23 protein-coding genes are annotated in these 26,883 nt (G+C 43.4%); 11 read left to right on the forward strand and 12 right to left on the reverse strand.

Annotated features, from left to right (window positions below; genetic code table 11):
• The 6 genes from ACE1CD_RS24840 (at position 1) to ACE1CD_RS24865 (ending at position 9,859) form a co-directional block, all read left to right on the forward strand.
• Positions 1 to 2,772 carry a CHASE2 domain-containing protein gene (locus ACE1CD_RS24840; RefSeq protein WP_374826577.1) on the forward strand — a complete coding sequence of 924 codons (2,772 nt, stop codon included), beginning with the start codon at positions 1 to 3 and terminating at the stop codon, positions 2,770 to 2,772.
• Positions 2,730 to 2,927: a hypothetical protein gene (locus ACE1CD_RS24845; RefSeq protein WP_374826578.1), complete on the forward strand. Its 198-nt coding sequence runs from the start codon at positions 2,730 to 2,732 to the stop codon at positions 2,925 to 2,927. Before ACE1CD_RS24840 ends, ACE1CD_RS24845 begins: the two co-directional genes overlap by 43 nt.
• Positions 2,928 to 3,160: 233 nt before the next feature.
• Positions 3,161 to 5,035 (forward strand): EAL domain-containing protein, encoded by a 1,875-nt coding sequence (locus ACE1CD_RS24850; protein ID WP_374826579.1) that lies wholly within the window; start codon positions 3,161 to 3,163, stop codon positions 5,033 to 5,035.
• Positions 5,032 to 6,345 (forward strand): response regulator, encoded by a 1,314-nt coding sequence (locus tag ACE1CD_RS24855; protein WP_374826580.1) that lies wholly within the window; start codon positions 5,032 to 5,034, stop codon positions 6,343 to 6,345. Before ACE1CD_RS24850 ends, ACE1CD_RS24855 begins: the two co-directional genes overlap by 4 nt.
• A 62-nt stretch (positions 6,346 to 6,407) precedes the next feature.
• Positions 6,408 to 8,987 carry a CHAT domain-containing protein gene (locus tag ACE1CD_RS24860; RefSeq protein ID WP_374826582.1) on the forward strand — a complete coding sequence of 860 codons (2,580 nt, stop codon included), beginning with the start codon at positions 6,408 to 6,410 and terminating at the stop codon, positions 8,985 to 8,987.
• Between the two features lie 263 nt (positions 8,988 to 9,250).
• On the forward strand, positions 9,251 to 9,859 hold the full coding sequence (locus ACE1CD_RS24865; RefSeq protein WP_374795772.1) for a cupin: 609 nt from the start codon (positions 9,251 to 9,253) through the stop codon (positions 9,857 to 9,859).
• A 61-nt stretch (positions 9,860 to 9,920) separates the two neighbouring features.
• On the opposite strand, the gene ACE1CD_RS24870 is transcribed toward ACE1CD_RS24865, so the two are convergent.
• The 5 genes from ACE1CD_RS24870 to egtC all read right to left on the reverse strand — a co-directional run bounded on the left by ACE1CD_RS24870 (position 9,921) and on the right by egtC (position 15,261).
• Positions 9,921 to 10,115, reverse strand: a complete 195-nt coding sequence (locus ACE1CD_RS24870; protein ID WP_374795771.1) for a hypothetical protein — start codon at positions 10,113 to 10,115, stop codon at positions 9,921 to 9,923.
• Positions 10,116 to 10,184: 69 nt separating this feature from the next.
• The gene (locus ACE1CD_RS24875) at positions 10,185 to 11,543 is read right to left on the reverse strand and encodes a TrpB-like pyridoxal phosphate-dependent enzyme (RefSeq protein WP_374826584.1); all 1,359 of its coding nucleotides are present in this window, start codon (positions 11,541 to 11,543) and stop codon (positions 10,185 to 10,187) included.
• A gap of 133 nt (positions 11,544 to 11,676) precedes the next feature.
• Positions 11,677 to 12,741, reverse strand: a complete 1,065-nt coding sequence (gene egtD, locus ACE1CD_RS24880) for an L-histidine N(alpha)-methyltransferase (RefSeq protein ID WP_374826585.1) — start codon at positions 12,739 to 12,741, stop codon at positions 11,677 to 11,679.
• Between the two features lie 410 nt (positions 12,742 to 13,151).
• Positions 13,152 to 14,498: an SUMF1/EgtB/PvdO family nonheme iron enzyme gene (locus tag ACE1CD_RS24885; protein WP_374826587.1), complete on the reverse strand. Its 1,347-nt coding sequence runs from the start codon at positions 14,496 to 14,498 to the stop codon at positions 13,152 to 13,154.
• Positions 14,473 to 15,261 (reverse strand): ergothioneine biosynthesis protein EgtC, encoded by a 789-nt coding sequence (egtC, locus tag ACE1CD_RS24890; RefSeq protein ID WP_374795767.1) that lies wholly within the window; start codon positions 15,259 to 15,261, stop codon positions 14,473 to 14,475. Before egtC ends, ACE1CD_RS24885 begins: the two co-directional genes overlap by 26 nt.
• A 371-nt stretch (positions 15,262 to 15,632) precedes the next feature.
• Here egtC and ACE1CD_RS24895 point away from each other — a divergent pair, with 371 nt between their 5' ends.
• From ACE1CD_RS24895 to ACE1CD_RS24910, 4 genes are all read left to right on the forward strand, one after another.
• On the forward strand, positions 15,633 to 15,989 hold the full coding sequence (locus ACE1CD_RS24895; protein ID WP_374826589.1) for a hypothetical protein: 357 nt from the start codon (positions 15,633 to 15,635) through the stop codon (positions 15,987 to 15,989).
• Positions 15,990 to 16,040: 51 nt separating this feature from the next.
• On the forward strand, positions 16,041 to 16,385 hold the full coding sequence (locus tag ACE1CD_RS24900) for a DUF6717 family protein (protein ID WP_374826591.1): 345 nt from the start codon (positions 16,041 to 16,043) through the stop codon (positions 16,383 to 16,385).
• 234 nt (positions 16,386 to 16,619) lie between these two features.
• Entirely contained in the window at positions 16,620 to 17,372 is a 753-nt protein-coding gene (locus tag ACE1CD_RS24905; protein WP_374826592.1) for a DNA polymerase beta superfamily protein, read from the forward strand.
• Between the two features lie 235 nt (positions 17,373 to 17,607).
• Complete coding sequence (locus ACE1CD_RS24910) at positions 17,608 to 21,354, forward strand: TIR domain-containing protein (RefSeq protein ID WP_374826594.1); 3,747 nt, start codon at positions 17,608 to 17,610, stop codon at positions 21,352 to 21,354.
• 62 nt (positions 21,355 to 21,416) lie between these two features.
• On the opposite strand, the gene ACE1CD_RS24915 is transcribed toward ACE1CD_RS24910, so the two are convergent.
• From ACE1CD_RS24915 to bchM, 6 genes are read right to left on the reverse strand one after another with little or no spacing between them, the layout of a single operon-like run.
• Entirely contained in the window at positions 21,417 to 21,746 is a 330-nt protein-coding gene (locus ACE1CD_RS24915; RefSeq protein WP_374795762.1) for a hypothetical protein, read from the reverse strand.
• Positions 21,746 to 21,877 carry a hypothetical protein gene (locus tag ACE1CD_RS24920; RefSeq protein WP_374795761.1) on the reverse strand — a complete coding sequence of 44 codons (132 nt, stop codon included), beginning with the start codon at positions 21,875 to 21,877 and terminating at the stop codon, positions 21,746 to 21,748. The genes ACE1CD_RS24915 and ACE1CD_RS24920 overlap by 1 nt, the downstream gene beginning before the upstream one ends.
• Positions 21,878 to 21,894: 17 nt before the next feature.
• Positions 21,895 to 22,395 carry a hypothetical protein gene (locus tag ACE1CD_RS24925; protein WP_374795760.1) on the reverse strand — a complete coding sequence of 167 codons (501 nt, stop codon included), beginning with the start codon at positions 22,393 to 22,395 and terminating at the stop codon, positions 21,895 to 21,897.
• Between the two features lie 36 nt (positions 22,396 to 22,431).
• Positions 22,432 to 22,809, reverse strand: coding sequence for a DUF423 domain-containing protein (locus ACE1CD_RS24930; protein ID WP_374795759.1), 378 nt, complete (start codon positions 22,807 to 22,809; stop codon positions 22,432 to 22,434).
• 17 nt (positions 22,810 to 22,826) lie between these two features.
• Positions 22,827 to 23,246: a hypothetical protein gene (locus tag ACE1CD_RS24935; protein WP_374826595.1), complete on the reverse strand. Its 420-nt coding sequence runs from the start codon at positions 23,244 to 23,246 to the stop codon at positions 22,827 to 22,829.
• 43 nt (positions 23,247 to 23,289) lie between these two features.
• Positions 23,290 to 23,976, reverse strand: a complete 687-nt coding sequence (gene bchM, locus ACE1CD_RS24940; RefSeq protein ID WP_374795757.1) for a magnesium protoporphyrin IX methyltransferase — start codon at positions 23,974 to 23,976, stop codon at positions 23,290 to 23,292.
• Positions 23,977 to 24,069: 93 nt separating this feature from the next.
• Here bchM and ACE1CD_RS24945 point away from each other — a divergent pair, with 93 nt between their 5' ends.
• Positions 24,070 to 24,915: a GNAT family N-acetyltransferase gene (locus ACE1CD_RS24945; protein WP_374795756.1), complete on the forward strand. Its 846-nt coding sequence runs from the start codon at positions 24,070 to 24,072 to the stop codon at positions 24,913 to 24,915.
• Positions 24,916 to 25,359: 444 nt separating this feature from the next.
• On the opposite strand, the gene nagA is transcribed toward ACE1CD_RS24945, so the two are convergent.
• On the reverse strand, positions 25,360 to 26,529 hold the full coding sequence (gene nagA, locus ACE1CD_RS24950; protein ID WP_374795755.1) for an N-acetylglucosamine-6-phosphate deacetylase: 1,170 nt from the start codon (positions 26,527 to 26,529) through the stop codon (positions 25,360 to 25,362).
• Positions 26,530 to 26,883 lie beyond the last annotated feature (354 nt).

A 26,883-nucleotide genomic window follows, 5' to 3' on the forward strand; every position in this document is an offset into this window, starting at 1 on the left:
ATGTGGCATCAGATCGGAAAATTGATAAAGCGGTGGCAAGGCATCCTTGTCATCGCTCCTACTGTCGCAGTAGCTGTAATTGTCGGCAATGCTACTGGGGCTTTGCAACTATTGGAATGGGTAACTCTCGACCAGTTTTTTCGCCTGCGTCCACCAGAGGGCGTTGATTCTCGCATCGTTATTGTCACTATAGACGAAACAGATATTGATGCAGTAGGTCAATGGCCGATGTCCGATCGCACCCTGACGCAACTGTTAAGAAACATTAAAGCTCAGCAGCCTGCGGGGATCGGCTTAGATTTATACCGCGATTTGCCAGTGGAACCGGGACATCAAGAATTGGTGGCGCTCTACAAATCTACCCCAAACTTAATCGGCATTGAGAAAATCACACCAACGACGATCGCGCCGCCACCCGTTTTAGCAGAACGCCATCAAGTGGGGGCAGCTGACTTAGCTCTCGATGGAGATGGCAAAGTGCGTCGCGCCTTTATGTCCGTGAACAATTTGCACACTCGCCGAGACCGGCAAGGACTGGGAGTTAAGTTAGCTTTAATGTACCTAAAGTCAAAAAAAATCGAACTAAAAGTTCTCAACCCCAAACAGAGAAAAATTGGCTTGGGTCAAGCAGTTTTTCTTCCCTTGCGAGGTGATGAAGGAGGTTACGTAGATAAAGATGCCGGGGGATACCAAGTTTTGATTAACTATCGAGGCGGACTGGAAAAGTTTCCCAGCATAGCCATGACGGATGTGTTGAACAACCGCATTCCACCGGATTTAATGCGCGATCGCATCGTCTTCATAGGTGCTACGGCTCCCAGCCTCAACGACCTTTTCCATACGCCCTACAGCAGTACCATATTTAAAAATCCTTCCTACACTCCGGGTGTGGTGATTCATGCCAACTTAGCCAGCCAAATTGTCAGTGCAGCTTCAGAAGGACGCCATTTGTTGCGAGTTTGGGATAGCACGTTCAATCAAATCTGGATTTTTGTTTGGTCTGGCATCGGTACGATTCTAACTTGGAACATTTTACAGCGGTTTTGGTTGAAAAGAAATATATTTTTAGTTAGTACAATTTTGAGCATTATTATCGCAGGTAGCTTGCTATGTGGAATTAGTTATATTGCTTTTTTACAAGGTTGGGTTATTCCCGTATTCTCTCCATTTCTGGCGTTGGGTTCGGCAGCAATTTTAATTAGTAACGATCGCAATCAACAACAATTAAAACAAGCTAACGAAAGGTTATTACAAGTCAATCAACAATTAGCTGATTACTCGCGAAACCTAGAATTGAAAGTGAAGGAAAGGACTCAAGAATTAGAGATAGCTAAAGAAGCTGCTGATGCGGCCAACCAAGCCAAAAGCGACTTTTTAGCTAGCATGAGCCACGAGTTGCGAACACCTCTAAATGGAATTTTAGGCTACGCGCAAATCTTGCAGCGTTCTAGAACGCTAAGTAAAGAAGACCAAAAGGGCATAAATATTATTTATCAAAGCGGTTCCCATTTACTAAACCTCATTAACGACCTTTTGGATTTAGCTAAAATCGAAGCCCGGAGATTAGAAATCTATGAAAGCGATTTGTATTTGTCAAGTTTTTTGACAAGTGTAGCGGAAATTTGCCGGATTAAAGCGGAGCAAAAAGATCTGGTTTTTCAGGTAGAATTTTCACCGGAATTACCTCAACAAGTGCGTGCAGATGAGAAACGCTTACGACAAGTTTTAATTAATTTGCTAGGCAATGCGATTAAGTTTACAGACGTGGGCTCGGTAACATTCAAAGCGATCGTAGTCGATGGCTCTGTCAGTAAGGTAGAAAGACAAAGAGTGAAAATTCGCTTCCAAGTTGAAGATACTGGCGTGGGAATGACGAACGAACAGATTGACAAAATCTTTTTACCTTTCGAGCAGGTAGGAGAGAATCGACGCAAAGCAGAAGGAACTGGTTTGGGACTTGCCATCAGTCACAATATCGTCCAAATGATGGGTTCAAAACTAGAAGTATCTTCCGAACTGGGTGTCGGCAGCGTGTTTAGTTTTGAGTTAAACTTGGAGACAATATCTGATAAAATACAAGCGATCGAAGTTACTAAGGCGGAGGCAGTAGTTGGTTTTACAGGCAGGGAATCTGTGAAGGTATTAGTAGTAGATGACCAAGCGGAAAGCCGCGATATTATCGTCGGTTTTCTCAAACCGATAGGGTTCGATCTGATCGAAGCAAGTAATGGCTCGGAAGGTTTAGAGCAAGTCGCAATCGCGAAACCAGATCTAATTATCACAGATTTAGTGATGCCTGTGATGGATGGCTTTGAAATGATTCGGCAAATTAGAACGATCCCAAGTTTTAAAAATACTGAGATTATTGCCATATCCGCTAGTACGTCTTCTAAAAATAAAAAGCAAACATTTTTTGCAGGCAGTAACTATTTTATTTCCAAACCTATTCAGCTACCAGAGCTTTTAGAAAAACTCAGAAGCAGTTTAGGTTTAAGATGGATAGTCGATCCTAATAAAGTAGACAGCCAAGTGCAAACAGAAGAAGTTCTCAAAATTGTTGCGCCTTCTTATCGGGAGTTACAAACTTTACGACGAGCAGCCACTATCGGTGATATTGAGGAAATAGAATTGGAAGCTCAGCGTCTGGAACGGCTAGATCCCCAATACGCTTCTTTTTGCCAGCGTATCTTAGAACTAGCTCATAATTTCGATGATAGAGGAATTTTACAATGGATAGAAAAGCACTGCGCGATCGAGCCAGAGGGGAACTAAAAGTTAGAAAAAAACTAATATCACCGTACCAATTTGCCAAATCGGTGCTTTTAGCCCTCAAACAACTAGAGAATGAGTATATTTACTTTGGCGATCGCCTTGTGGAGTTAGCTCAAGATTTTAGCGATCGAATTATTCTTGATTTAGTTAACTAAGTTACAATAACTTAAATTGATTTATGTTAATTTGAATTACAAATCAAACAAAATCTTTAAAGAAATAGTAAAAATAATTTATATTTTTGGAAAGCAAAAATTTTGTGTTTCCTTAAAAGCTTGAGCCAAAGGCTGTTTGGGCTATTAACAAGATATGAATAAAATAAAAAATTAACCTATACTTTACAAAAATCAGTTAAAATGTTACTGTTAAGTCAACTATTACAGGCCCGATGGATAGTTCAGAATCTGGATTAATTTTAATTGTTGACGATAACCGAACCAACCTAAAGCTATTATTTGGGTTTCTCAAAGAATCGGGCTATAAAATTTTAGTGGCAACAAATGGAAAAAATGCCCTTGAAAAACTACAGTATATAAATCCAGATTTAATTTTATTAGATATAAGAATGCCTGATATGGATGGCTTTGAAGTATGCCGTTATCTAAAAGCTAACCCAGGTACTAAAGAAATTCCAGTTATTTTTCTAACAGCTTTATCTGATGTTAAAGACAAAGTAGAAGGTTTAAATTTAGGTGCAGTCGATTACATTACAAAACCATTACAAAAAGATGAACTATTAAGCAGAATCCGCTTGCATCTTAGGCTGAGGTCTTTAACGCGCAACCTCCAAGAAAAAAACGAACTTCTTACTCAAGAAATTGCTAATCGGAAAGCTATTGAAGACGAATTACAACAATTAAATCAAGAATTAGAACATCGAATCGCTAAACGAACAGAGGAACTTTCTCTTACTTTGCACAATTTACGATTGCGCGAACAACAGCTTGCTTATGAAGCTTATCACGATTTACTAACAGGTTTATACAACCGTTCTTGGTTGATGAATCGTTTATCGGAAATTTTGCAAATCAAATCAAGCCAAAATGTCAAAAAATATTCCGTTTTATTTTTAGACATAGATCGTTTCAAAAATATTAATGATAGCTTTGGCCATTTAGTTGGAGATGAATTTATTAAAAATGTTTCCATCAGGATAAAAATCTGCGTTGGTTCTAAAGGAGAAATAGCAAGGTTGGGAGGTGATGAATTTTTAATAATACTAACAGAAGCAGAAGATCTACAGACTGTAGAAGCAACAGCAAGTTATCTTTTAGAAGAGTTACAACGCCCTTTTTTAGTCGGCCACTATCAAGTTATAATTACTGCTAGTATAGGTATTGTTTTTTCTATATTAGACTATCACAGTTCTACAGCAATTTTAAGAGATGCTGATATCGCTATGTATCAAGCAAAGCAATCCGGTAAAGGATGTTATACTGTACTGACACCTCAAATGCAATCTCAAGCTTTAGAACGAATTGAATTGGAAACCGACATCCGTCACGCAATCGAACAAGAACAGTTTTGTCTTTATTATCAGCCAATTTTTTCTATTCAAGACAAAAAAATTGTTGGATTTGAAGCTTTAAGTCGTTGGCTACATCCTCAGCATGGTTTTATTAGCCCTACAAAGTTTATTACCATAGCAGAAGAAATAGGATTAATTCAAATTTTAGATACATGGGCATTGCAGTCAGCTTGTCAACAATTAAAAATTTGGCAAGAACAGTTTAACGTTCCACTTACCGTCAACGTCAATTTTTCTGCTACTGAACTGCAACAAGCAGGAGTAGTTGAAAAAATTACTAAAATTTGTTGCCAAAGCGGTCTATCTCTATCATCTGTAAAATTAGAGATTACAGAAAGCGGTTTTTTACAAACTGCTAGCGCAGGTACTAATGTTTTGAAGCAAATTCGCAGCCAAGGAATTAAACTTTGTATCGATGATTTCGGCACTGGTTATTCCTCATTAAGTCGCCTTCATATTTTCCCGATAGATACTCTCAAGATCGATCGCTCCTTTATCAGCGGTTTAGGTTCTAGTTCCGACACAACAGCAATTGTACAAACAATCATCTCTTTAGCTCATAATTTAGGTATGGATGTAGTAGCAGAAGGAATAGAAACGAAAGAACAACTAGACAAATTGAAAGATTTAGGGTGCGAATTCGGTCAAGGGTTTTTCTTCGCTAAGCCCTTATCCAGCCAACAAGTAACTCAATTATTATCCAATTACCTCTCCCTTTCAACTGTAAAAATATGAAAAATAGCGAACATACCACGATTCTCGTCGTAGACGATAATCCCACTAATATAAAAGTTTTATTTAACTTTTTAAGAAGTTCTGGATTTAAAGTCCTTGTGGCTAAAGATGGTGAAAATGCACTTGGTAAACTGGCTGAAGTTACTCCAGACCTGATTTTGTTAGACGTAATGATGCCCGGTATTGATGGTTTTGAAACTTGCCGTCGCATCAAAGAAAATATTAGTATTCAAAGAATCCCTGTTATTTTTATGACTGCTTTAGCAGATACAGAACATAAAGTAAAAGGTCTTTCACTAGGAGGAGTAGACTATATTACTAAACCTTTTCAGCAAGAAGAGGTATTGGCTCGCATTAAGATGCACCTAAAGTTACATTTTTTAACAGAAGAATTGGCTGAAAAAAATGCACAACTGTGGGAATTAAATGCTTCTTTAGAGAAAAAAGTTGAAGAACGTACTGCTGAACTTAAGAAGGCTCAAGCACATTTAGTACTGCATGAAAAAATGTCATCTTTAGGTCAGCTAGTAGCAGGTATAGCTCATGAAATTAATAATCCTGTTGGCTTTATAGTGGGAAATTTAAAACACACTAACGAGTACGCTCATAATTTAATTAAACTCATCAAACTTTATCAAAAATACTATCCCAATCCCGAACCAGAAATTCTCAAAGAAATAGACGCCATTGAATTAGATTATTTACTAGAAGACTTTCCCCAAATGCTCATTTCTATGCAGGAAGGAACTAATCGTATCAAGGAAATCAGTCAATCGATGCGAACTTTTTCGAGATCTGATACCGATACGAAAGTCACTTTTAACATTCATGATGGGCTGGATAGTACTTTACTAATTCTCAAGCATCGACTGAAAGCAAACGAACAGCACTCTGGCATTGAAATAATCAAAAATTATGGGATATTACCGGAAATTAAATGTTACCCCGGACAACTCAATCAAGTTTTTATGAATTTGCTAGCTAATGCGATCGATGCTTTAGAAGAATCGCATCGCGATCGCACTTTTGTAGGGATGCAAACTCAGCCTAGTAGAATCACTATTTCTACGGGAATAGAGGCAAATACTAATTTAGTCACTATTAAAATAGCAGATAATGGAATTGGGATGACTCCTGAAGTCAAACAAAAAGCTTTCGAGCATTTATTTACTACGAAAAGTGTGGGGCAGGGTACGGGTTTGGGTTTATCTATTTCCCGTCAAATTATAGAAGATAAACACGGCGGAAAAATAACTTTTGATTCCGTATATGGCAAAGGTACAGAATTTATAATTTTACTACCCAAATAATTCCCTGAATACTATGCTAAATTTTTAGCAACACTAAAACTGCCATGCACCATAAACCAACAATGAATTTAAAAAAAAGCTTATTGCGATCTTTGTGGAATATCGGATTGGGATGTTTGGCTCTATTTTCAGTAGCGGTAATGTTTCCCTACGTTAGTTATCCTAACGATACAGTCCCGATCGCACAGCAAACTTCAGCACCCAGACAACTTGTAGAACAGGGAAGAGAACTCTATCAAGCCGGACGCTATCAAGATGCGATCGCCCTTTGGCAACAAGCCGCCAAAGCATTTGAGGCTGAAACTGCTATTCTCCCTCAAGTCTCCGTATTAAACTATTTATCTTTGGCTTATCAAGACCTGGGACAAGCCCAACTTTCTCGCGCCGCAGTCAAGAGTAGCCTGGAATTGCTCAAAAGTCAAGGTAAACTCAACCGACAAGGCTTATCGTTACTGGGACAAGCCCTTAACGCCGAGGGAAATTTACAAATAAAGACAGGACAAACTCAAGCAGCTTTAGATACTTGGATACAAGCAGAATCTGCCTACAAACAAGCAGCAAATCAAACAGGTATTCTCGGCAGTCGCATCAATCAAGCTCAAGCACTAAGAATATTAGGAAATCACCGACAGGCTCGCTCTATTTTGCAAGAAATCTTACAAGAAATTCAGACTCAACCCGATCGCAAATTGAAAGCAGCCGGATTGCGGAGTTTAGGAATTGCTCTGCAATTAATCGGCGACCTGCGACAGTCTTATGAAGTGCTAAAACAAAGTTTAGCAGTAAGTCAGAGTACCGGAAACAATAACGATCGAGCGGCTACATTCCTCAATATCGGTAACGTCGCCAGGGAATACGGAGAACCCAAAGTAGCTTTAGATTACTATCAACAAGCAGCTCAACTCAGTCGCAATCCTTTATTACAAACTCAAGCTCTCGTTAACCAATTCAGTTTAAGGGTAGAAGAAAACAAAACAGAAGCAGCAATCGCCCTTTTACCTCAGATTGAATCTAAAATTGCCAGCCTGAGCGTCGGTCGTCAATCTATTTACGTTCGCGTCAATTTTGCAGAAAGTTTAATGAAATTGGCAGTTCGAGAGCCAAAAACTCTGCCAGCAGGATTCTTGCAGGAGATTGCTACAAGTTTGGGTACAGCCGTACAGTTATCCCGCCAACTGCAAGACTCTACTGCCGAAGCTTATGCACTCGATCGACTCAGCCAGCTGTACGCACAACAAGAGCAAACAAAAGAAGCACAAACACTTGCACAACAGGCTTTCCACATAGCAAAACAAACAAACTCGAACGAATTAATCGCTCGTACTGCTTGGCAAGTCGGTCATTTACTCAAGCAGCAAGGCCAACGGGAAGAAGCGATCGCTGCTTATCAAGAAGCCTTTAAAGCACTCCAAGCTTTACGAAGCGACCTGATCGGTATCGACTCCGATATTCAGCTTAACTTTACCAAAAATGTCGAACCAATTCATCGGCAATTCGTAGACCTTTTGCTACAAGAAAACGCCACTCAAGACAACATCAAAACGGCTCGTCAAGTCATAGAAGCACTACAATTAGCAGAACTCGATAATTTTTTCCAAGATGCTTGCCTGGATGCACATCCCGTACAGATTGACCAAATCGATCCTACAGCAGCTGTAATTTATCCCATCATTTTGGCCGATCGCTTAGAAGTTATTCTTTCCATTCCCGATCGACCGCTACGACACTACGCTACCAAACTACCTAAAGCAGAAATGGAAAAAACTTTAAAGCAGCTCAATTCATCGCTGAATCCCGAATTTTCCGACAAAGAACGCCTGCGTTATTCTCAGGAAGTTTTTAATTGGCTGATTCAACCTGCCAAAGCTGATTTAGAGACTCACAAGATTAAAACTTTGATATTTATCCCTGATGGATTCTTGCGAAATATTCCGATGGCGGCTCTTTATGATGGTAAACAATATCTGATCGAACAATACGCAGTTGTGCTCAGCTCCGGATTGCAACTGCTAGAGCCACAAACACTCAATCAAGAACAACTCAATGCCTTAACAGCAGGACTGACTGAAGCTCGACAAGGGTTTTCTGCTTTACCATCTGTAGCCTATGAAGTCAAGCAGATAGCCTTAGAAGTAAATGTTTCTAAACTTTTATTAAACAAACAATTCACTCGCACAGCCTTAAAAAATCAAATCGAAGCCAAACCTTTTCGGGTTGTACATCTCGCTACTCACGGTCAGTTTAGTTCCAATCCGGAAGAAACATTTCTTTTAACTTGGGATGGACGGATTAACGTTAAGGAACTAGACGAGCTACTTCAAATCCGAGGAAGAAGCGAAAAAGATCCGATCGAACTGTTGGTATTGAGCGCTTGTCAAACCGCTAATGGTGACTTGCGGGCTACCTTGGGTTTGGCAGGCGTTGCTTTGCGATCGGGAGCGCGAAGTACCCTTGCGACCCTGTGGTCTGTCAGGGATGAATCAACAGCCCAACTGATGATAGAGTTTTATCGGCAACTAACAAAGACACCTTCCAGCAAAGCCAATGCTTTGCGCGAAGCTCAATTAACTTTACTGCGAAATCCTTCCTTCAATCATCCATTTTTTTGGTCACCTTTTGTTTTAGTTGGTAATTGGCTTTAGACATCTCCTCCAAAAGAATCTCAAAGGGCAAGCAGGATGCCTACCCCACAAGAATTTTTGGAGATGTCTTTTGAAACCGAGGAATTGTAATTCACGGCGATCGTACCGCAAACAACAAACCCTACAACTATCTGAAACTGTTCAAATTGCTACTGCTGGCATCTGCTGATGAAGATAATCTGGAACTGGCGAATGGTTGTATGAATCAAGCACTTGCCATTACCGATGAATATCCCGATTGTGAGACAGGGTAGGCTATTTATATGAAAAACCGCGATTTTTTGGTAACTGGAGATGGAAATTGGCAGGTATGCAAACCCGCAAAAGAGTGGGATCTGTTGCGGACTCCTTACTACCTGCACCGATTTCTCACCGAAGTGGAAGATGCACTCAACCAAGGTGACAACGAGATTGAGTGTTTGGCAGCATTACGGTTAATCGTGCGGCGGCTGATTACCAACTCTTACTGGCTTCGGACTCAAAAACCCGAACCTTCTGACACCGGTATTCCGGCATTGATGCTGTATGACGAACTTGGCTACCCGTTGACGGTGCAAACCGCACTCGCGCAACCAGGAATCGTTTCTACGATTCACAATCATGGAAATTGGGGCATTATTGCTATTCTGGAAGGAGAGGAAAGCAACACGATATGGCGGCGCGTCCCCGATGCCAAGTTTCCCCATCGAATTGAATCGGTCGGCGAAATCATATTGCTGGAAGGTGATATTATCAGTTTCACCAGTGATGCTATCCATAGCGTCAAAGCAATTGGCGAAGAACCAACTTTTAGTTTCAATCTTTATGGCGAAACCTATCATTACCGCCGTTTTGAGTACGATCCGATCGCCCATAGTGCCAAAAATTTTTAACGCTATGCAGTTTGTTTGGATATCCATTAAATCGAAGCTGGATCGACATCAACCTGAATATTTAGATGCGGCTAAAAATCAGATTGCTTCCATTTGATGGAAATTGTTCGATGTAGGCGTTAGCTTGTACTGTTATTTTACTCGCTTTTATATCAATTTGTTGGATGTGGAAGGTAGTGCCGCGATTGGCGATATCACTTAAATTTAAAATATCCGTTAGTCGTCCAACCGCAGCGTTGACAAATTGATGGGGCAATTCATCTTTCTCAAGATTTTATCGAATGAGAATTAACAACTTAGGCAAAAAAATCAGCCAACATTCGTTTTAACCAACAACGGGTAATCCAGAAAGAGCCATCGCCACTTCTGACGCACTGTATTCAGTATCTACCAATTTTCCAGCTTGATAATCCATGTAAGCTTGCATATCGAAGTGTCCGTGACCGCAAAGGTTAAATAGAATCACTTTACTTTCCCCAGACTCCTTACATTTTAATGCCTCATCGATCGCTGCTTTCACTGCATGATTGGCTTCGGGAGCGGGTAAAATACCTTCTGCACGAGCAAAAGTTAACCCTGCCGCAAAACAACCTAACTGATATTCCGCACGCGGTTTCGCCAATCCCAAATTCACTATATGACTGACCAGGGGAGCCATCCCGTGATACCTTAAGCCACCTGCATGAATGCCTTCCGGTACAAACGTGCTACCCAAAGTGTGCATTTTTACCAATGGAGTTAGGTGAGCCGTATCGCCAAAATCATAAGCATACTTACCGCGAGTCAGAGATGGACAAGCAGCAGGTTCGACAGCAACAATCTCGACATTTCGTTCACCCCGCAGCTTTGCACCCAAAAACGGAAAAGCAATGCCAGCGAAGTTGCTACCCCCACCCGTACAACCAACTACAATATCTGGATAATCTCCAGCCATTTCTAACTGTGCCAATGCTTCCAAGCCAATTACGGTTTGGTGCAACAAAACGTGGTTAAGAACACTACCCAAAGCATACTTAGTTCCGTCATCTCGGGCAGCAACTTCTACCGCTTCACCGATCGCGATACCCAAACTACCAGTGCTGTTCGGGTGCGATGCTAGGATCGATCGTCCAGCTTGAGTTTCTTGACTGGGACTGGCAACTACTCTGGCTCCATAAGCTTCCATCAACGCACGGCGGTAAGGCTTTTGGTGATAGCTGACTTTCACCATATAAACTAACACTTCCAGCCCAAACAATGCTCCCGCAAATGCTAGCGAGGAACCCCACTGTCCGGCTCCCGTTTCCGTAGTCAATCGTTTTACACCTGCCTGCTTGTTATAGTAAGCTTGTGCAACGGCAGTATTGGGTTTGTGGCTTCCGGCAGGGCTGACACCTTCGTATTTGTAGTAAATCTTGGCGGGAGTATCGAGGGCTTTTTCCAGTCGGCGGGCGCGATAAAGTGGTGTCGGTCGCCATTGACGGTAGATAGATTGTACTCGATCTGGGATCTCGATCCAGCGTGACTGAGTGACTTCCTGTTCGATCAGACTCATCGGAAAAAGGGGAACCAGGTCATCGGGAGTAATCGGTTGACCGGTACCGGGATGGAGAACGGGAGGTAAAGGTGTGGATAAATCTGCCTGTATGTTGTACCAGGCAGTAGGCATTTGCTCTTCCGAGAGGAGGTATTTGATGGTGTCCATTCTAGATGTCAGAGATATTTGAGTTAAGATTTTTATTTACTAGCAAAGTTAAAAAATGTACTTATTTCTTAAAATAACGTGAAAGGCGCACAAATATGTGCGCCTCAAGAAAACCAGAAAATAATCCGGCTTTTTAAGCAGTAACGGAGACTGATTTTGTCTTTTGCATCTGACAAAGAAGGACACCAAACCACTGATTTGAGTCAGTCCAAACCTGAAGAGGCGCTAAACCGTGTCCCTGGAGTTCCTTCTGTATGGAGTTGAGGTCGAATTTGCGGGAAATTTCCGTAAAAATTGTTTCGCCTTTTTCAAACTCAACAGTGAGGTCGAGAGCGCGTAACTGCACAGTGTGCGATCGCACACTCCGTAAGTGCATTTCAATTTGAGACTCGGATTTGTTGTAAAAAGCCCAGTGTTCAAATTGCGCTGGATCGAAATTGCCATCAAAACGCCAGTTGAGATGCTCCAGCATATTCAAATTAAAAGCTGCCGTCACACCTTGACTGTCGTTATAAGCTGCATTCAGCAGATATTCCGACTTTTCTAAGTCTATTCCCAGCAAGAAATATTCGCCCACATTGAGCGCGTTAGCGATCTGGGATAAAAAGAGATCGCACTCTTCTCGATTGAGATTACCCAGCGTGCTACCCAAAAAACAAATCATTCGCGTCGCCAAGCGAGACCCTTCCAGTCGTTCCAGCGCCAGTTCGTAAGTACTGACCAAAGCTCGAACAACAAGCGACGGATAATCTGCCAACAATTCCTTCGCACTGCTTTCTAGGATGCCAGCACTTACATCGATCGGCACATAGCGCAACGGGTAGCCTAATTTATTGTAGGCATCAAGTAGAATGCGGGTTTTAGTTGAACTACCGCTACCCAGTTCTACAATTTCGCACGCACCAGTCAGTTGAGCAATTTCAGCAGCGAACCGTTGCAAAATGGCAGCTTCTGTGCGTGTGGGATAGTATTCCGGTAACTCGCAGATTTGCTCAAATAGCTGGGAACCCCGATCGTCATAAAAATAGCGCGGCGGTAGAGTTTTTGGCGTCTGAGTCAACCCCCAGACAACATCGCTACCGTCAGACTGTTTATTTTGGGAAAGCGCCGTGGCGCTGAGTAGATACTCTATCTGCAAGCGTTTTTCGATCGTGTATGGAAAAGCAGCTTTACCGCTTGCAGTTTTAGATATCGTCATTCAACCTCCGTTTGTGTGGGAGCGATCGCGCTTCGCGCACGCTACAATAACGCCAAATAAAAAAGTTTTGCACAACAGACTTAATCAGTGAAACTCAAAGCGCGACACGATAAAATCGCAGCAGCGTAAGATGTTTTCAGCTGATGTTCGTTCTTTCCGCATTTTCCCACCAAAAGACGACTTAAGATCGTTGTCCGGTTGTGCCGGTGCTGTAAGAGTGATGCGGAAAATTTTCTGCTGGTATAGAGGAATAAATTTTTACCGCAGATGTACGCAGATATACGCAGATAAGAGAGAAATATTTTTACGCGATCGATGTTACCGGATATGATATGATATCAAATCCGGGTTATTTACCGCCTTTATATTTTTCCTCCCCTGCTCCCCTGCTCCCCTGCTCCCCTGCTCCCCTAAACCCTACCTATTGCACACCGAAATCCTGCCAAAATTTGCCGCACACCAGGGAGATACCAGTTACGAAAGCTACAGCGCAACGCCCAAGGACGGGTTGCCCAACTGCCACCTTTTAGCACGCGATGCTGTCGATCGAAATAAGCTTGCGAATATCCCCGATAAGGATAATACTCGAAACCTTCATACCCATCGAACCAGGTAGATGTCCATTCCCAGACATTCCCCAGAGTATCGTACAAACCGTATGCGCTTTGACCGGCAGGGTAAGCATTTACCGGAGTGGCGGGATTTTGGATTGCGGAATTTGGTTGTTGCTTCTGTTTTATCCAGTCGTGATTGCACAGATGCGCGTTCGGTTTTTCCTCACCCCAAGGATATGTGCGGCGACGATTGGCTGCTGCATCCCAACTAGCCGCTTTTTCCCATTCTGCCTCTGTTGGCAGTCGCTTACCCACAAATCGCGCAAACGCATCTGCTTCGTACCAGCTAACGCCACAAACGGGACGATCGTCCCACGCTGAGTCTTCTCTCCAATAAAGCGGTTGCGTAAATTGATTTGCTTGCAACCATTCCCATCCCGCAGGCGTCCACCATTGCGAATTTTGATAGCCTCCTGCTTCCATAAACAAGCGATATTGTCCGCAAGTCACCGGGTAGCGATCGATCTGATAAGTATCCAGGTAAACTCGATGACAGGGACGTTCGTTATCCAAAGCATCGATCGTATCATTCCCCATCTCAAACTCACCCGCCGGAATTTCGATCGTCTCTGTTAGTTGTCCGTTGTCAGTTATCTGTTGTGTTTCTGAAAATTGTGTTTTTAAAGATTGCAAATTGACCGATGACCACCGCTGCAATTGCAACAGGAAAAAAATAATTTCGCTGTGCTGGCTTTCATGCTGAATCAGAAAGCGCCAAAGACGTTCTTGCTCATCTAAAGGTGCTATTTCCAAATAATCGAAAACTTCTTTTCTAACTGTATCCAAATAGACGCAAATTTCTGAAAGACTCGGTAAATTAACTCGTTCATGCTTAGGTAAACCATCAGCTGCCAACAAGCGACGATACGGGATAGATTTTCCTTCCTTGGTAAGAGGAGGTAACTGCGATTTTGCACAATGTTCCAACAACCACAAAGCTTCCGCGTAGCCAATATGACCTAAATGCCAACCTATAGGGCTAAATTCTGGATGGGGTTGCTGAGAAAAAGTTGTGCGATCGATATCTTCAAATAGCGCCAAAGTACCAGCACGACAAAGCTGCATCGCCTCTTTAATTTCCTGTCGCCGTTCGTCTGCGGTACTAAACTGACTTAGTTCAGAAGGAATCGATTTCGATATCAAGGTCTTCTCCCACACTAATAACACTATTTTCAGAAAAGCCGATCCAATTGCCAGCGAATAAAGGTTCAGAAGCAATAATCACCGCATTTGGAAAAGCTGGATCGTCCCGCAACCAGTAAAGCGAAGGTGCAGGTTTACCTGTACCAAAACGAGATGCAACTAATTGGTTTCCATCCGTAACAATGATGTTGGCAGACACATTGACTTGATGCAATTGCGCCAACTCCGACAAAGTTATTAACGAATTTTGTAATGCTTTTTCTAAAGTGATATCTGGGTTATTTGCCAACTCGTTAATCACCAGCGCGAAAATATGTTCTGAATCTGTAGAACCATCAATCGCCTGGTAAGCTTCATCCCTCAGTTGGCTGCGTATCGGTCTGTATAGACTATGACGAAAATTTTGGATAAAGCCATTGTGAGCGAACAATAAACGATCGCTACGAAAAGGCTGACAATTACTCAAATCTACTGCTTGTCCTGGAGTCGCGCTGCGAACATTCGCAATAATGCAACCCGATTCGATATAGCGACTGAGGTTAGGTAAGTTAATATCGCTCCAGATGGGCAGCAAATTTTTGTACGTAAAAGGGTCGGTGTCTTTTTGTGCGTGATACCAACCAATCCCAAACCCGTCAGCATTGAGCAACCCAGATGTCATTTCGCGGGGTTGGTAGCTTTGTACAATCAGCGAATGCTCCGGTTTGGATAAAATATAATCGAGTAGTATCGGTGGGCCAAGATAGCCAAGCAATCGGCACATATTGAGGCTTCTGTTGCTAATTTAATAGCATTTTAGATTACTTTCGGCCTGTTGAATCTAAATTTAGATTTGTGAATTTGAATGTGAGTCCAGCATAGAGATCCCCGACTTCTCCAAGAAGTCGGAGATCTGCCAAAAGAAGTCGGAGATCTGCCGAAAGAAGTCGGGGATCTGCCGAAAGAAGTCGGAGATCTGTCGAAAGTGAATTTGAATGTGAGTCCAGCACACAGATCCCCGACTTCTTGGAGAAGTCGGGGATCTGCCGAAAGAAGTCGGATATCTGTCGAAAGAAGTCGGGGAGCTGCCGAAACATTTATGTTTTTAGAGGATATAATATAATTGACAACGTAGTATTTTTATGGTATATGAAAATGAAAATAATTCAGAACCAAATTTTGACGACGATCGCTACAGGTACAGTGCTGGCATTTCCAATAGTCTTGTTAGTAAGTTTACCGACAAGAGCGATCGACATTCCGCAGCGCGTCACAAATGGTTTATTTCGATCGAGTGCGGAAGACTTCTTCCGAGAAGGAAGGCGACAATTTGAGAGAGAAATCGAAATTCTGCAAGACAGACGCCTTGACTCGGAAAATCCTATCCTTAATACTGATGACGTGCGAACGCAAGAGCAATTATCGCCTCTAGAAATGCGGAACAATTCGCCTGGAGGTGTCGATCGAACTAGAATGAAAAAATCTCGCAATTTTGTTAGAGGTAGGCGCTAGTAGGTTGGGTATTACCCACCTTTGTACAACCTTGATAAGGAGATAAATTTCATGTCTAACGCAATGATGGTAATCTTTCCATATCAACATCAGTCTACCTGGGTTTTTGATGACGATCGCGTCGGACTTATCCACGAGCCATTTGTCAGCGGCATTCCCCAAATGATCGATATTCTCGTGCAAGATATTCCCAACGCCGATAAAGGATTCAAACTTTTGTTTTCCGGAAATCCTTTTCCAGGATATCAAGCCGAACTGGTTTTTGTCAAACAAGAATATGGCGGCAATTGGTATCGCTGGCAAGATAAAAATATGGAAGGTTGGTTATGTCCTGCGTTGTTTAAATATTTCAACCAAACGCCAAATCAAATCTACTGCAAAGCTGAAAAATTATAGAGTTAGCGGACTCTCCCATAAATGTGGAACAATCAAAACTTATTTCATCGTAGGGTGGGTTAGGCACGGGCAATAAATTCAAGGGTTTTAATCAATAATATCGTGTTCGGTTGCATCGGGAGTACATGAGCGATGCGAAAAATTGTCTGCTGGAATCGAGGGTTAAATTTTTACCGCAGATGTTAGACAGATAAACGCAGATAAACGCAGATAAGAGAGCGATAACAAAGAACTATGGCAAATGAACAGCTATTAAGAGCAGTAATTTCTGAACAACCATACCCGTTTTTATTCGTCACAATTAGCGGAGCGCATTTGTATGGATTCCCATCACCAGACTCTGACTTTGACTTACGCGGTTGTCACATTTTACCAGTCCCGGAAGTGATAGGATTAGAGCCGGGACGAGAAACGATCGAACTTTCCGAAATCCGCGACAATTTAGAAATTGACCTGGTAACTCACGATCTAAAAAAGTTCTTTTCGCTGCTACTCAAAAAGAACGGCTACGTTTTAGAGCAGTTGTATTCCCCCTTAGTTGTTCGTACTACGCCAGAACATGAAGAATTGAAAGTCATTGCTAAAAATTGTATCACCAGCCATCACGTTCATCATTATTTGGGATTCGCCAAAACGCAATGGAAATTGTTTGAAAAAGATAAGCGAGTTAAACCTTTACTTTATATCTACTGCGTGCTGTTGACAGGCATTTACCTGATGCAAACAGGAGTCGTAGAAGCCAACTTAGTGACATTAAATGAAAACTTTAAATTGCCTTACATTCCCGATGCGATCGCACGCAAATTAGAGGGTGGAGAAAAATCTGTATTGGCAGATGTCGATATAGAGTTTCATCAAAAAGAATTTAATCGTTTGCTTGGTGAATTAGAAACAGCTTATCAGAAAAGTACATTACCCGAAGCGCCTGTTGCTAAACAGGCATTAAACGATTTACTGATAAGGTTGAGGATGCGATCGGTTGGTTAAAAATTACACCATATATAAAAGTCAAAAGTCGTAGGGGCGGGTTTAGTCAATAACTCCAATAAAAAGTCTATGGTTGTAGTACAAAACCCGCCCGTACAAAGTCAAAAGTCAAAAAAAAGAGCGTGGGCGTCCAATCGAGGTTTTGGTGGAATTAATAACGTCATAACTGACGAAAACGGTTATTATATTACGCAATATAAAATCCCAAATCCAAAATTCAAAATCCAAAATCAATATGACAGACGTTTTTATCTCCTACTCGCGCAAAGATAAAGAGTTTGTTCGCAAGCTTCACGAAGCTTTGAGCGAAAACAACCGCGATACCTGGGTAGATTGGGAAAATATTCCCCTCACTGCGGATTGGTGGGAAGAAATTAAGGCTGGGATTGAAACTGCTGATACCTTTGTCTTTATTATCAGTCCCGATTCTATTTCCTCCAAAGTTTGCACTCAGGAAATCGAACACTCAGTAAAAAATAATAAGCGATTGGTGCCGATCGTACATCGGGAAGGCTTCGATATGTCACCAGTACACCCCGCGCTAGCAAAGCACAACTGGCTGTTCTTTCGAGAATGCGATGATTTCCAGAAAGCTTTTCAATCGCTACTGGAAGCAATCGATACCGATCTGGCTTATGTAAAAGCGCATACGCGATTGCTGGTGCGATCGCTTGAATGGGAAAATAAAGGACGCAACGACAGCTTTTTGCTGCGAGGAGCAGATTTAGAAGCAGCAGAACAGTGGCTGGCACAAAGCATAGAGAAACAACCCCAGCCCACAGAACAGCAGAGAAATTACATCAGCAAAAGTCGCGAAGCAGAAGAAGCGAATCAGAGAATAGTCAAAGCAGCAGAAAAAGCAAAACAGATGATTCGCGTCGGGTCTGTCGTCCTGGGCGTAACTTTAGCTACAGCAGCAGTAGTAGGAGTAATGACAGTAAAAGCTAACCAAGAGCGCCTAGAAGCACAACAAGGCACCCGTTTAGAGAGAGAAGGAGGGAATGCTCTACGACAATTTGACTCTCAATCGATCGAAGCACTACTGTCAGCAATGCGTACTGGGCAAGACTTGCAAGCGCTAGTTAAAGACGATCGTCCTCTGGAAAAATATCCCGCCATCAGCCCACTCCTAGCTTTACAAACCATTCTCGACAACATCCACGAGCAAAATCAACTCCAAGGGCATGACGGCGGTATCTTGTGGGGCAGTTTTAGCCCAGATGGACAGCACATCGTCACCGCATCCGTAGACAGGACTGCCCGCGTTTGGAATTTGAAGGGCGAGCTGGTAGCCGAACTCAAAGGGCATCAAAGCATTATCAGGAAGGTCAGTTTTAGCCCGGATGGGCAGCGCATCGTCACCGTATCCGATGACAGAACTGCCCGCGTGTGGGATTTAAAGGGCGAACAGCTAACGGAAATAAGGCAACGGGCCGTTATCTTCAACGCCAGTTTCAGCCCGGATGGACAGCGCATCCTCACGGAATCCTCTGACAATATCGCCCGCCTCTGGGACTTATCCGGCAAGCTGGTAGCTGAAATCAAAGAGCGTGCGGAGATGGTGACGAGCGCCAGTTTTAGCCCGGATGGACAGCGTATCCTGACTGTATCCAAGGAATCGGTTCGATCGGATAAACCGGATGACAACGCCGCCCGCCTCTGGGACTTATCCGGGCAACTGCTAGCTGAATTTAAAGGGCATCAGGACAGAATCAACAGCGCCAGTTTTAGCCCAGACGGACAGCGCATCCTCACCGCATCCGCTGACAAAACCGCCCGCGTTTGGGATTTGAAGGGTAAGCTGCTCACAGAACTCAAAGGGCATCAGAAAAGTGCCAGCAGCGCCAGTTTTAGCCCCGACGGACAGCGCATCCTGACGACATCATCCGAAGACATCGTTCGTCTGTGGGATTTGAACGGCAAGCAACTAGCCGAAATGCCAGCTTCCACCAGAGCCATTTTCAGCCCGGATGGACAGAGCATCCTGACTGTAGTTTCTGGCACAACCGCCCGCGTGTGGAATTTAGACGGCGACGAGTTAGCCGAACTCAAAGGGCATCAGAACTATATCAGCAGCATCAGTTTTAGCCCGGACGGACAGCGCATTCTCACTACATCCAATGACAAAACCGCCCGCATCTGGGATTGGAAGGAGTTGCAGGTAACTCAACTCAAAGGGCATCAGACCAGTCTCGCCAGCGCCAGTTTTAGCCCAGACGGACAGCGCATCGTCACTGCATCCTCTGACAAAACCGCTCGCGTCTGGGATTTGAAGGGTCAGCAGCTCGCGGAACTCAAAGGACATCAGGGTTGGGTCAGCTCTGCCAGTTTTAGTCCCGACGGACAGCGCATCGTCACTGGATCTGATGACAAAACCGCCCGCCTGTGGGATTTGAAGGGCAACCTCCTAGCGGAACTCAAAGGGCATCAGAACGTTATCAAAAGAGTCAGTTTTAGCCCGGATGGACAGCACATCGTCACTGCATCCAATGATGACACCGCCCGTGTGTGGGATTTGAAGGGCGAGCTGGTAACGGAACTCAAAGGGTATGCTGGCAGTGTCACCAGTGCCAGTTTTAGTCCGGACGGACAGCGCATCGTCACCGCACACTTTGACAAAACCGCCCGCGCCCGCCTGTGGGACTTAAAGGGCAAGGTGCTAGCGGAACTCAAAGGGCATGAGGATATCGTCACCAGCGCCAGTTTTAGCCCGGACGGACAGCGCATCGTCACTACATCCTGGGACAAAACTGCTCGCGTTTGGAATTTGAAGGGCGAGCAGCTAGCGGTACTCAGAGGGCATGAGATTTTTGTCGAAACCGCCAGCTTTAGCCCGGACGGACAGCGCATCGTCACTGCATCCTCGGACAAAACCGCCCGTTTGTGGGATGTATCCGGCAAGTTGCTAGCGGAACTCAAAGGGCATGAGGATATTGTCACCAGCGCCAGTTTTAGTCCGGACGGACAGCGCATCGTCACTGCATCCGATGACAGAACGGCCCGCTTGTGGGATATCAAGGGCTCGCTGCTGGGGGAATTGAAAGGGCATCGCAATAATATTGTCAGTGCCAGTTTTAGCCCGGACGGACAGCACCTCCTCACCGCATCGCAAGACGGAACTGCCCGCTTGTGGGAGGTTCAAAGTTTAGATCGATTGTTGGCGCGGGGTTGCAATTGGCTCAACGATTACCTTATTCTTCGTCCTCTAGAGCTGGACGCGCTCTCAGTCTGCCAAAACAAATCTAATTCGATCGCCGCAGCACAATTTCTGGTTAAAGAAGGTGAGGAGCAAGCAAAAACTGGCGATGTTGATGCCGCAATTGCGACTTTTCGTAAAGCTTTAAAGTGGAATCCTAATTTAGGCTTCAATCCGGAAACAAAGGCTCGCCATCTGACGGCTTCGGCTCTGGTGGAAAAGGGTGAAAATTTGATAAAACTTGATGATGTTGAGGGTGCAATTGACCTGTTTGAGAAAGCATTGAAGCTAAATCCCAGTTTGAACTTCAATCCGGAGGCAAAAGCTCGCGAACTTGAAGCTCTAGCTATAGCTGCAAAAAAAGCTAGAGAGCTAGCTACAAAGGGAGAAGAGTTACTTGAGAAGCGCAACGTAAAAGAGGCTATCGCAGCTTACGCAGAAGCCTACAAACTCGATCCAAAACTTAAAATTTCTGCTAGATCTTTGAATGGACTCTGCTGGCGAGGAAGCCTGCGCGGATTTGCCAGTGAGGTTCTGTATGCCTGTGAAAAAGCCGTTGAACTCAGCCCTTACGATGGAGAAATCCGGGACAGTCGAGGTGTCGCTAGGGCTATGACTGGCAACACTAAGGGAGCGATCGAGGATTTTCAAGCATTCATCGACTCGCTTGACCCTGACGGATATAACTCTGATAAATATAGAGTGCAACGACAACGTTGGATCGATTCTCTCCGCGCTGGAAAAAATCCCTTCACACCTGAAGAAATGAAGCGTTTAGGCTATTAGTACAAAGTACGAGGTACGTTGTTGCGCTTTAGCGCTAAAGCGCAACAACGTACAGCGATCGCTCACTTAACATAAAACCAATCAACAAACCCACAAACTAAAAGAACGGTCGAAAAAATCGCCTGCCCGATTCCGATCGCAACTTTTCGGTAACGATAATAACTACCTGTGAATAAGTGCTGCTGACGAACAGTTGTCACCAAATCCGGCAATACACAAAACCAAACTTCTACAATCCCCAAACATCCCCGTCGCTGAATTGCGTCTCGCATCATATCGCGAAACGTTTGCCTCATTTCTTCACCGTAATCCCAACGAAAAGATGGCGGATAAACTAACAGCAATATGCTGTATAAATAAAGAGAGGCACTAACGATCGACTTCGATAGCATCAAAGTTCCTCCTCTTTTGCAATCGTGGCGATCGCATTTCGATCGAACAACTTTTTCGCAGAAGCCATATTCACCAAGTCTGCTAAACGTTGTGCATCAAGGGTAATTACTCTTCTACCCAATTCGGTCAAACTATAGTAGCGCCCACCTACTTATTGCGGAGGAAAATAGCGTGTATTAGAGAACCCAAACCTAAGCCAAGTAAAGAGATTGCTGTCAAAATTGCAAATCTTTTTTTTCTGGTAAAACCACCAGCTTTTATTGCCAGTCCAACCGCAGCTACTATTAACGCCATCGGTACGCCAATGTAAAAAATGCTGCCGTTAGGAGCTTTCAATGCAATAATAGCTCCAGAGACAGCTACAGTTAGAGCGATCGCTCCCACGGCAGCCAGAATTACAGATACAATATCATCGCTGAATAACTGCTTTGATGCTTCTTGGGAACCCTCGCTCAAGCCGGATGCTAAAGCACCCGATCCAGCTAAAGCAAAAGCTACTAATAAAGCCCAATTCCACGCTTTTGTCAATAGTGGCGGGAAGGATAAAAATACATTTTCATAAACAGAAACAACCCAGCCAAGCAAGCCATACAAAAATAAGACGATCGCTAGCAAAATCCAGATGTTTATGTTTAGCAATGACCTCATTTTTATCTCCTAAAAAATAGCTGGCAAATTCTCCACCTACTTAAACCTGAAAGCAGCAAGTGCCAAACAACCCCATCCCACCATAAAAGCTACTCCTCCCAAAGGTGTTATTGCTCCCAGCCATTTAATGCCACTCAGACTCAGCGCGTACAAACTACCGGAGAAAATAACAACGCCAGCGATGAAAGCAAATCCAGATGCTATTAAAGAAGTTTGGGGTACTTCAGCGCGAGTTAACAGTAATGCTACTAACAAAAGTGCCAAAGCGTGATACATTTGGTAACGAACGCCTGTTTCAAAGATTTCGAGCGATCGCTCTGTTAATTTTTCTTGCAAAGCATGGGCTCCAAAAGCGCCCAATGCCACAGATAATCCACCTAAAATAGCCGCCACGCTCAAAAAAATATTAGTCATAATCTGCTTTTGAATGATTACAAATGAAACCGATAAATAATGTCGCCGTTTTCAGTTACATGAAAATTGGCTGGAAATTCCTTGGCTTTTTCATCTAAATATTGCTTAGCCGCTTTTCCAGGTAATTTTGCCTCCATTGCCAAGCGCAATACGGTGATTTGTCCGTTGCTTTTTTGGAGAATTTGATAAAAAGTAGAATTGAGGCGATCGCATTCTTCTTTCTTGGCTTGTTTGTGCAATCCCCGCGCCAGCCAAGCACCCCAGGCTACAGAGGGAATACCCAAGAATAAACCACCCAAGGCAGCATCTTTATCCTCCTGTATATCTTCTGGAGAAGCATCGCGATCTGGAAATGTCCAAACTAAGACTGGAACCATCAGAAAAATAGATCCAAATGCAAGCAGTAAACCCGCAGATAATTTTGCGATCGTCTTCATAATGGTTCCAGCCAAACGCAATACTATTGCTGCGATTTTAACGTTATTTACGAGTAGCTTCCAGTAGCCGCGAGAAATAAAAGCGGGTGCGAATCATATCTTGTCGCTGCACTGAAAAACCGCAAGTTTCCAGAATTTTCACGATATCGGCTTCGCGATGCAGGTAAGCGCGAGTGGCTTTACTCGCACCTGGGAAAAAGCTGCCAATTTTTTTGAGCAAACTAAGACACAAAGTTTTCGGTGCAAAGCTGAGAATCAGACGAGATTCTGCCAAAGAAGCGAGGTGTGCAATCATCTCGGCTGCTTTATCTTGAGGATAGTGAATCAAGACATCGAGACAAATAACGGTATGGTATCTGCCACTCAGCGTTTCTAAGTCTTGGACAGCGAAGGTGATATTATCGGTGTTACTCAAAGCAGCTGTGGCTCTTTCCTTTGCTTCTGCCACCATTTTTTCGGAGATATCGCTAGCATAAACTTTAGCTCCATCTTGCGCCAAAGGAATGCTGAGACTGCCCACCCCGCAACCTGCGTCGCAGATTGATAGCTTTGACACATTGCCATCATACGTCAGCCAGCTGAGTGTGGTAGCTACTGTTTGCTGATGTCCCTCGCGGATATCCAGCTGGACTTTATTGACTTCGCCATCGCCATAAATACGCCGCCAGCGGTCAAAGCCTGTAGAGTTGAAGTAGTCCTGAACAATGGTTTTATCGTCGGCTGCGTTCATATAATTAATCTGCGCGAATTTGCAATTTTTCCCAACGGTTACATACTATACGGCTTATGACGCGCACTGGATAAAACTTTATTTTGCATAATTATGACCGCTGATAGATTGACAATTCGATCGATGAGTCTCTCTGACTTGGAACTCGCCCTCGACTGGGCTGCAACAGAGGGTTGGAATCCCGGTATTAACGATGCTACCGCCTTTTTTGCTACCGATCCGGGGGGTTTCTTGATGGGAGAGATGGATGGGGAACTCATCAGTAGTATTTCAGCAGTACGCTACAGCGATACTTTTGGTTTTGTCGGATTGTATATTGTCAAACCGGATCGTCGGGGTCAAGGTTTTGGTTTGCGAACTTGGAATGCTGGTTTGCAGCTGTTGGGCGATCGCAACGTTGCCTTAGATGGCGTTTTAGCACAAGTGGAGAATTACCGCAAGTTTGGTTTTCAGCCAGCTTATCGTCATATTCGCTATGAAGGTACAGGAATAGCGATCGCAGCACCTGACAATGTTGTATCTCTAAAAAATATCCCATTTGCAGATATTCTTCAATACGATCGCCAACATTTCCCCGCTGACCGTCCCGCTTTTCTAGAACAATGGATTAATCCGCCAGCGCGTGCGGGCTATGCCTATATTAAAGATGGCAATTTATCCGGTTATGGCGTAATTCGAGAATGCCGCACCGGATTTAAAATTGGCCCCCTCTTTGCCGATGATGCTCAAATCGCTAAAACTTTATTTCAATGTCTCAGCAGTTTTGGTTACGGTAAACCCATATTTTTGGATACACCCGATGCAAATCCGCAGGCGATTGCTTTGGCTGAAAGTTATGGGATGAAGCCAGTATTTGAATGCGTGCGTATGTACAATCGCGGCACACCTAACATCGATATTGCTCACATTTTTGGAGTAACAACTTTAGAGTTAGGCTAGAAAAGTCAAAAGTCAAAAGTCAAAAGTCAAAAGTTACCCTGCCATAACCCACCGATATCGCTCAAAAATAATATCATATCCGTTAACATCCGTTGCATAAAAAATCACCTTCTTATCTGCGTTCATCTGCGTTTATCTGCCTACATCTGCGGTAAAAATTTAACCCCTAATTCCCACAGATAACATGAGAGCATCACTCATATACTAACGATGCCACCGGACATTATATAACATAGAAAACATTTCTCAGCATCAATCTAAAACAGCCAATGAAACTTCTCTAAAACTGATGGATATTTCGTATTTATGCAGAAAAATGTTCATTAATGTTACCTTTGAGTGCGATGGGTGGGTTACGGCACGGGAACTAAATTATCGATCGAAAGTATTGAAATTATCGCCCGTGCCTAACCCACCCTACAATTAGATAATTTTATACGCTCGCTAAGCGCTGGGAAATATTCTTTTCCATGTCAGTATTGCTTCACCATTACCTTCCGCTTGAGTCATCTGCCAATGCAATAACTGAGACGCAGGTTTACCGATGATACCATGAATGCCGATCGCCTCTCTGGGTGTAACTGTCGCCAGTGCGATCGCTTCTTCCGGATCGCAAATTCCCCACTTCACCAAATTCTGTACACCAGCCAATAAAGGTAGCGTTGTCCCGGAAAGCGTTCCATTCAAAAGTCTCGCCGTCCCGTTTTTGACTTCTATTTCACGAGTATCCCACGGGTAAATACCATCCGGCAATCCTAAAGGTGCTAAAGCATCGCTGACTAAGAAAATTCCTTTCTCGTAGCCGCTAGCTTTTAGCAATACTTTCATCATTGTAGGGGCAACGTGCTGTCCATCAGCAATCAAACCGCACAGAACATTTGGATTGGCGATCGCATTTCCCAACAAACCTGGTTCGCGATGATGTAAACTGGGCATAGCATTAAAGGCATGAGTCACCATCGTAGCGCCCAGTTGAAATGCCTCTTCCGCTTCGGCAGATGTAGCTTGCGAATGCCCTAAACTAACAATAATTCCCCACGAACGCAAATATCGAATTACCTCTCCCGTTGCATCTAATTCTGGTGCGAGAGTGATTACTTTGACGATATCTGCGTAATCTCCCAAAACTCGTTTTACATTATCAATTGTCAGCGGCAATAAGTACTCAGCTGGATGCGCCCCTCGTTTTTCAGGATTCAAAAATGGCCCTTCCAAGTGTACTCCCAAAATTTTAGCTGTAGCTTTATTTTGGGGTTGCCTTATCACAAAATCGGCAAAAATAGATAAACTTCGCTGAATGTTTTCTACTGAAGTTGTCACAAGGGTAGGCAAAAAAGCGTCAACCCCCCTATCCCAGAGAAATTGACAAATTTCTGGCAATTTGTCCTGATTATCTGCATTCAAATCTGGAAATGCCAAGCCTAGCGCCCCATTTATTTGCAAATCGACACCACCCAGCGAAACCCACTCGCCCGCTACGTCTATAACTTGCTTATCCGGTGATGGTTTGCCAACCACGTACATAGGCGAAATTTTCTGAATGATGCCGTCTACATCAATTGATATTTGTTGTAAAGCTTTATATTCTGGCACTCTAGCGTTGATAATATCCATCGGGGCTGCGATCGGCTACTTTTGTACTGCTGTGATTATTTCCGATCTTCAATTTATCACGAGCGGGGTGCGATCGCGCTACCAGGAACCCTATTTACAAAAAAATCTCTAAAATTTATGTATATATCCTATGTTTTTATAAATTTATTAAAGTCCCTCGATATCTAAAATATAAATACAAAAAACTGATATAGTTATATATTGAGCAAACCAAAGTTTTCCGAACAACTGACAACTGACAACTGACAACTGACAACTGACAACTGACAACTGACAACTGACAACTGACAACTGACAACTGACAACTGACAACTGACAACTGACAACTGACAACTGACAACTGACAACTGACAA

The sequence above is a fragment of the Aerosakkonema sp. BLCC-F183 genome, assembly GCF_041929145.1.
Taxonomy (GTDB): domain Bacteria; phylum Cyanobacteriota; class Cyanobacteriia; order Cyanobacteriales; family Aerosakkonemataceae; genus Aerosakkonema.

Bases quoted from the DNA above. Each gene is read 5' to 3' on its own strand.
- ACE1CD_RS24845 (WP_374826578.1), top strand. From the start codon at position 2,730: ATGGATAGAAAAGCACTGCGCGATCGAGCCAGAGGGGAACTAAAAGTT.
- ACE1CD_RS24935 (WP_374826595.1), bottom strand. From the start codon at position 23,246: ATGAAGACGATCGCAAAATTATCTGCGGGTTTACTGCTTGCATTTGGA.
- nagA (WP_374795755.1), bottom strand. From the start codon at position 26,529: ATGGATATTATCAACGCTAGAGTGCCAGAATATAAAGCTTTACAACAA.
- bchM (WP_374795757.1), bottom strand. From the start codon at position 23,976: ATGAACGCAGCCGACGATAAAACCATTGTTCAGGACTACTTCAACTCT.
- ACE1CD_RS24865 (WP_374795772.1), top strand. From the start codon at position 9,251: ATGAAAAACCGCGATTTTTTGGTAACTGGAGATGGAAATTGGCAGGTA.
- ACE1CD_RS24925 (WP_374795760.1), bottom strand. From the start codon at position 22,395: ATGAGGTCATTGCTAAACATAAACATCTGGATTTTGCTAGCGATCGTC.
- ACE1CD_RS24910 (WP_374826594.1), top strand. From the start codon at position 17,608: ATGACAGACGTTTTTATCTCCTACTCGCGCAAAGATAAAGAGTTTGTT.
- ACE1CD_RS24895 (WP_374826589.1), top strand. From the start codon at position 15,633: ATGAAAATAATTCAGAACCAAATTTTGACGACGATCGCTACAGGTACA.
- egtD (WP_374826585.1), bottom strand. From the start codon at position 12,741: ATGACGATATCTAAAACTGCAAGCGGTAAAGCTGCTTTTCCATACACG.
- ACE1CD_RS24840 (WP_374826577.1), top strand. From the start codon at position 1: ATGTGGCATCAGATCGGAAAATTGATAAAGCGGTGGCAAGGCATCCTT.
- ACE1CD_RS24945 (WP_374795756.1), top strand. From the start codon at position 24,070: ATGACCGCTGATAGATTGACAATTCGATCGATGAGTCTCTCTGACTTG.
- ACE1CD_RS24860 (WP_374826582.1), top strand. From the start codon at position 6,408: ATGAATTTAAAAAAAAGCTTATTGCGATCTTTGTGGAATATCGGATTG.
- ACE1CD_RS24930 (WP_374795759.1), bottom strand. From the start codon at position 22,809: ATGACTAATATTTTTTTGAGCGTGGCGGCTATTTTAGGTGGATTATCT.
- ACE1CD_RS24915 (WP_374795762.1), bottom strand. From the start codon at position 21,746: ATGCTATCGAAGTCGATCGTTAGTGCCTCTCTTTATTTATACAGCATA.
- ACE1CD_RS24850 (WP_374826579.1), top strand. From the start codon at position 3,161: ATGGATAGTTCAGAATCTGGATTAATTTTAATTGTTGACGATAACCGA.
- egtC (WP_374795767.1), bottom strand. From the start codon at position 15,261: ATGTGCCGATTGCTTGGCTATCTTGGCCCACCGATACTACTCGATTAT.
- ACE1CD_RS24900 (WP_374826591.1), top strand. From the start codon at position 16,041: ATGTCTAACGCAATGATGGTAATCTTTCCATATCAACATCAGTCTACC.
- ACE1CD_RS24855 (WP_374826580.1), top strand. From the start codon at position 5,032: ATGAAAAATAGCGAACATACCACGATTCTCGTCGTAGACGATAATCCC.
- ACE1CD_RS24875 (WP_374826584.1), bottom strand. From the start codon at position 11,543: ATGGACACCATCAAATACCTCCTCTCGGAAGAGCAAATGCCTACTGCC.
- ACE1CD_RS24905 (WP_374826592.1), top strand. From the start codon at position 16,620: ATGGCAAATGAACAGCTATTAAGAGCAGTAATTTCTGAACAACCATAC.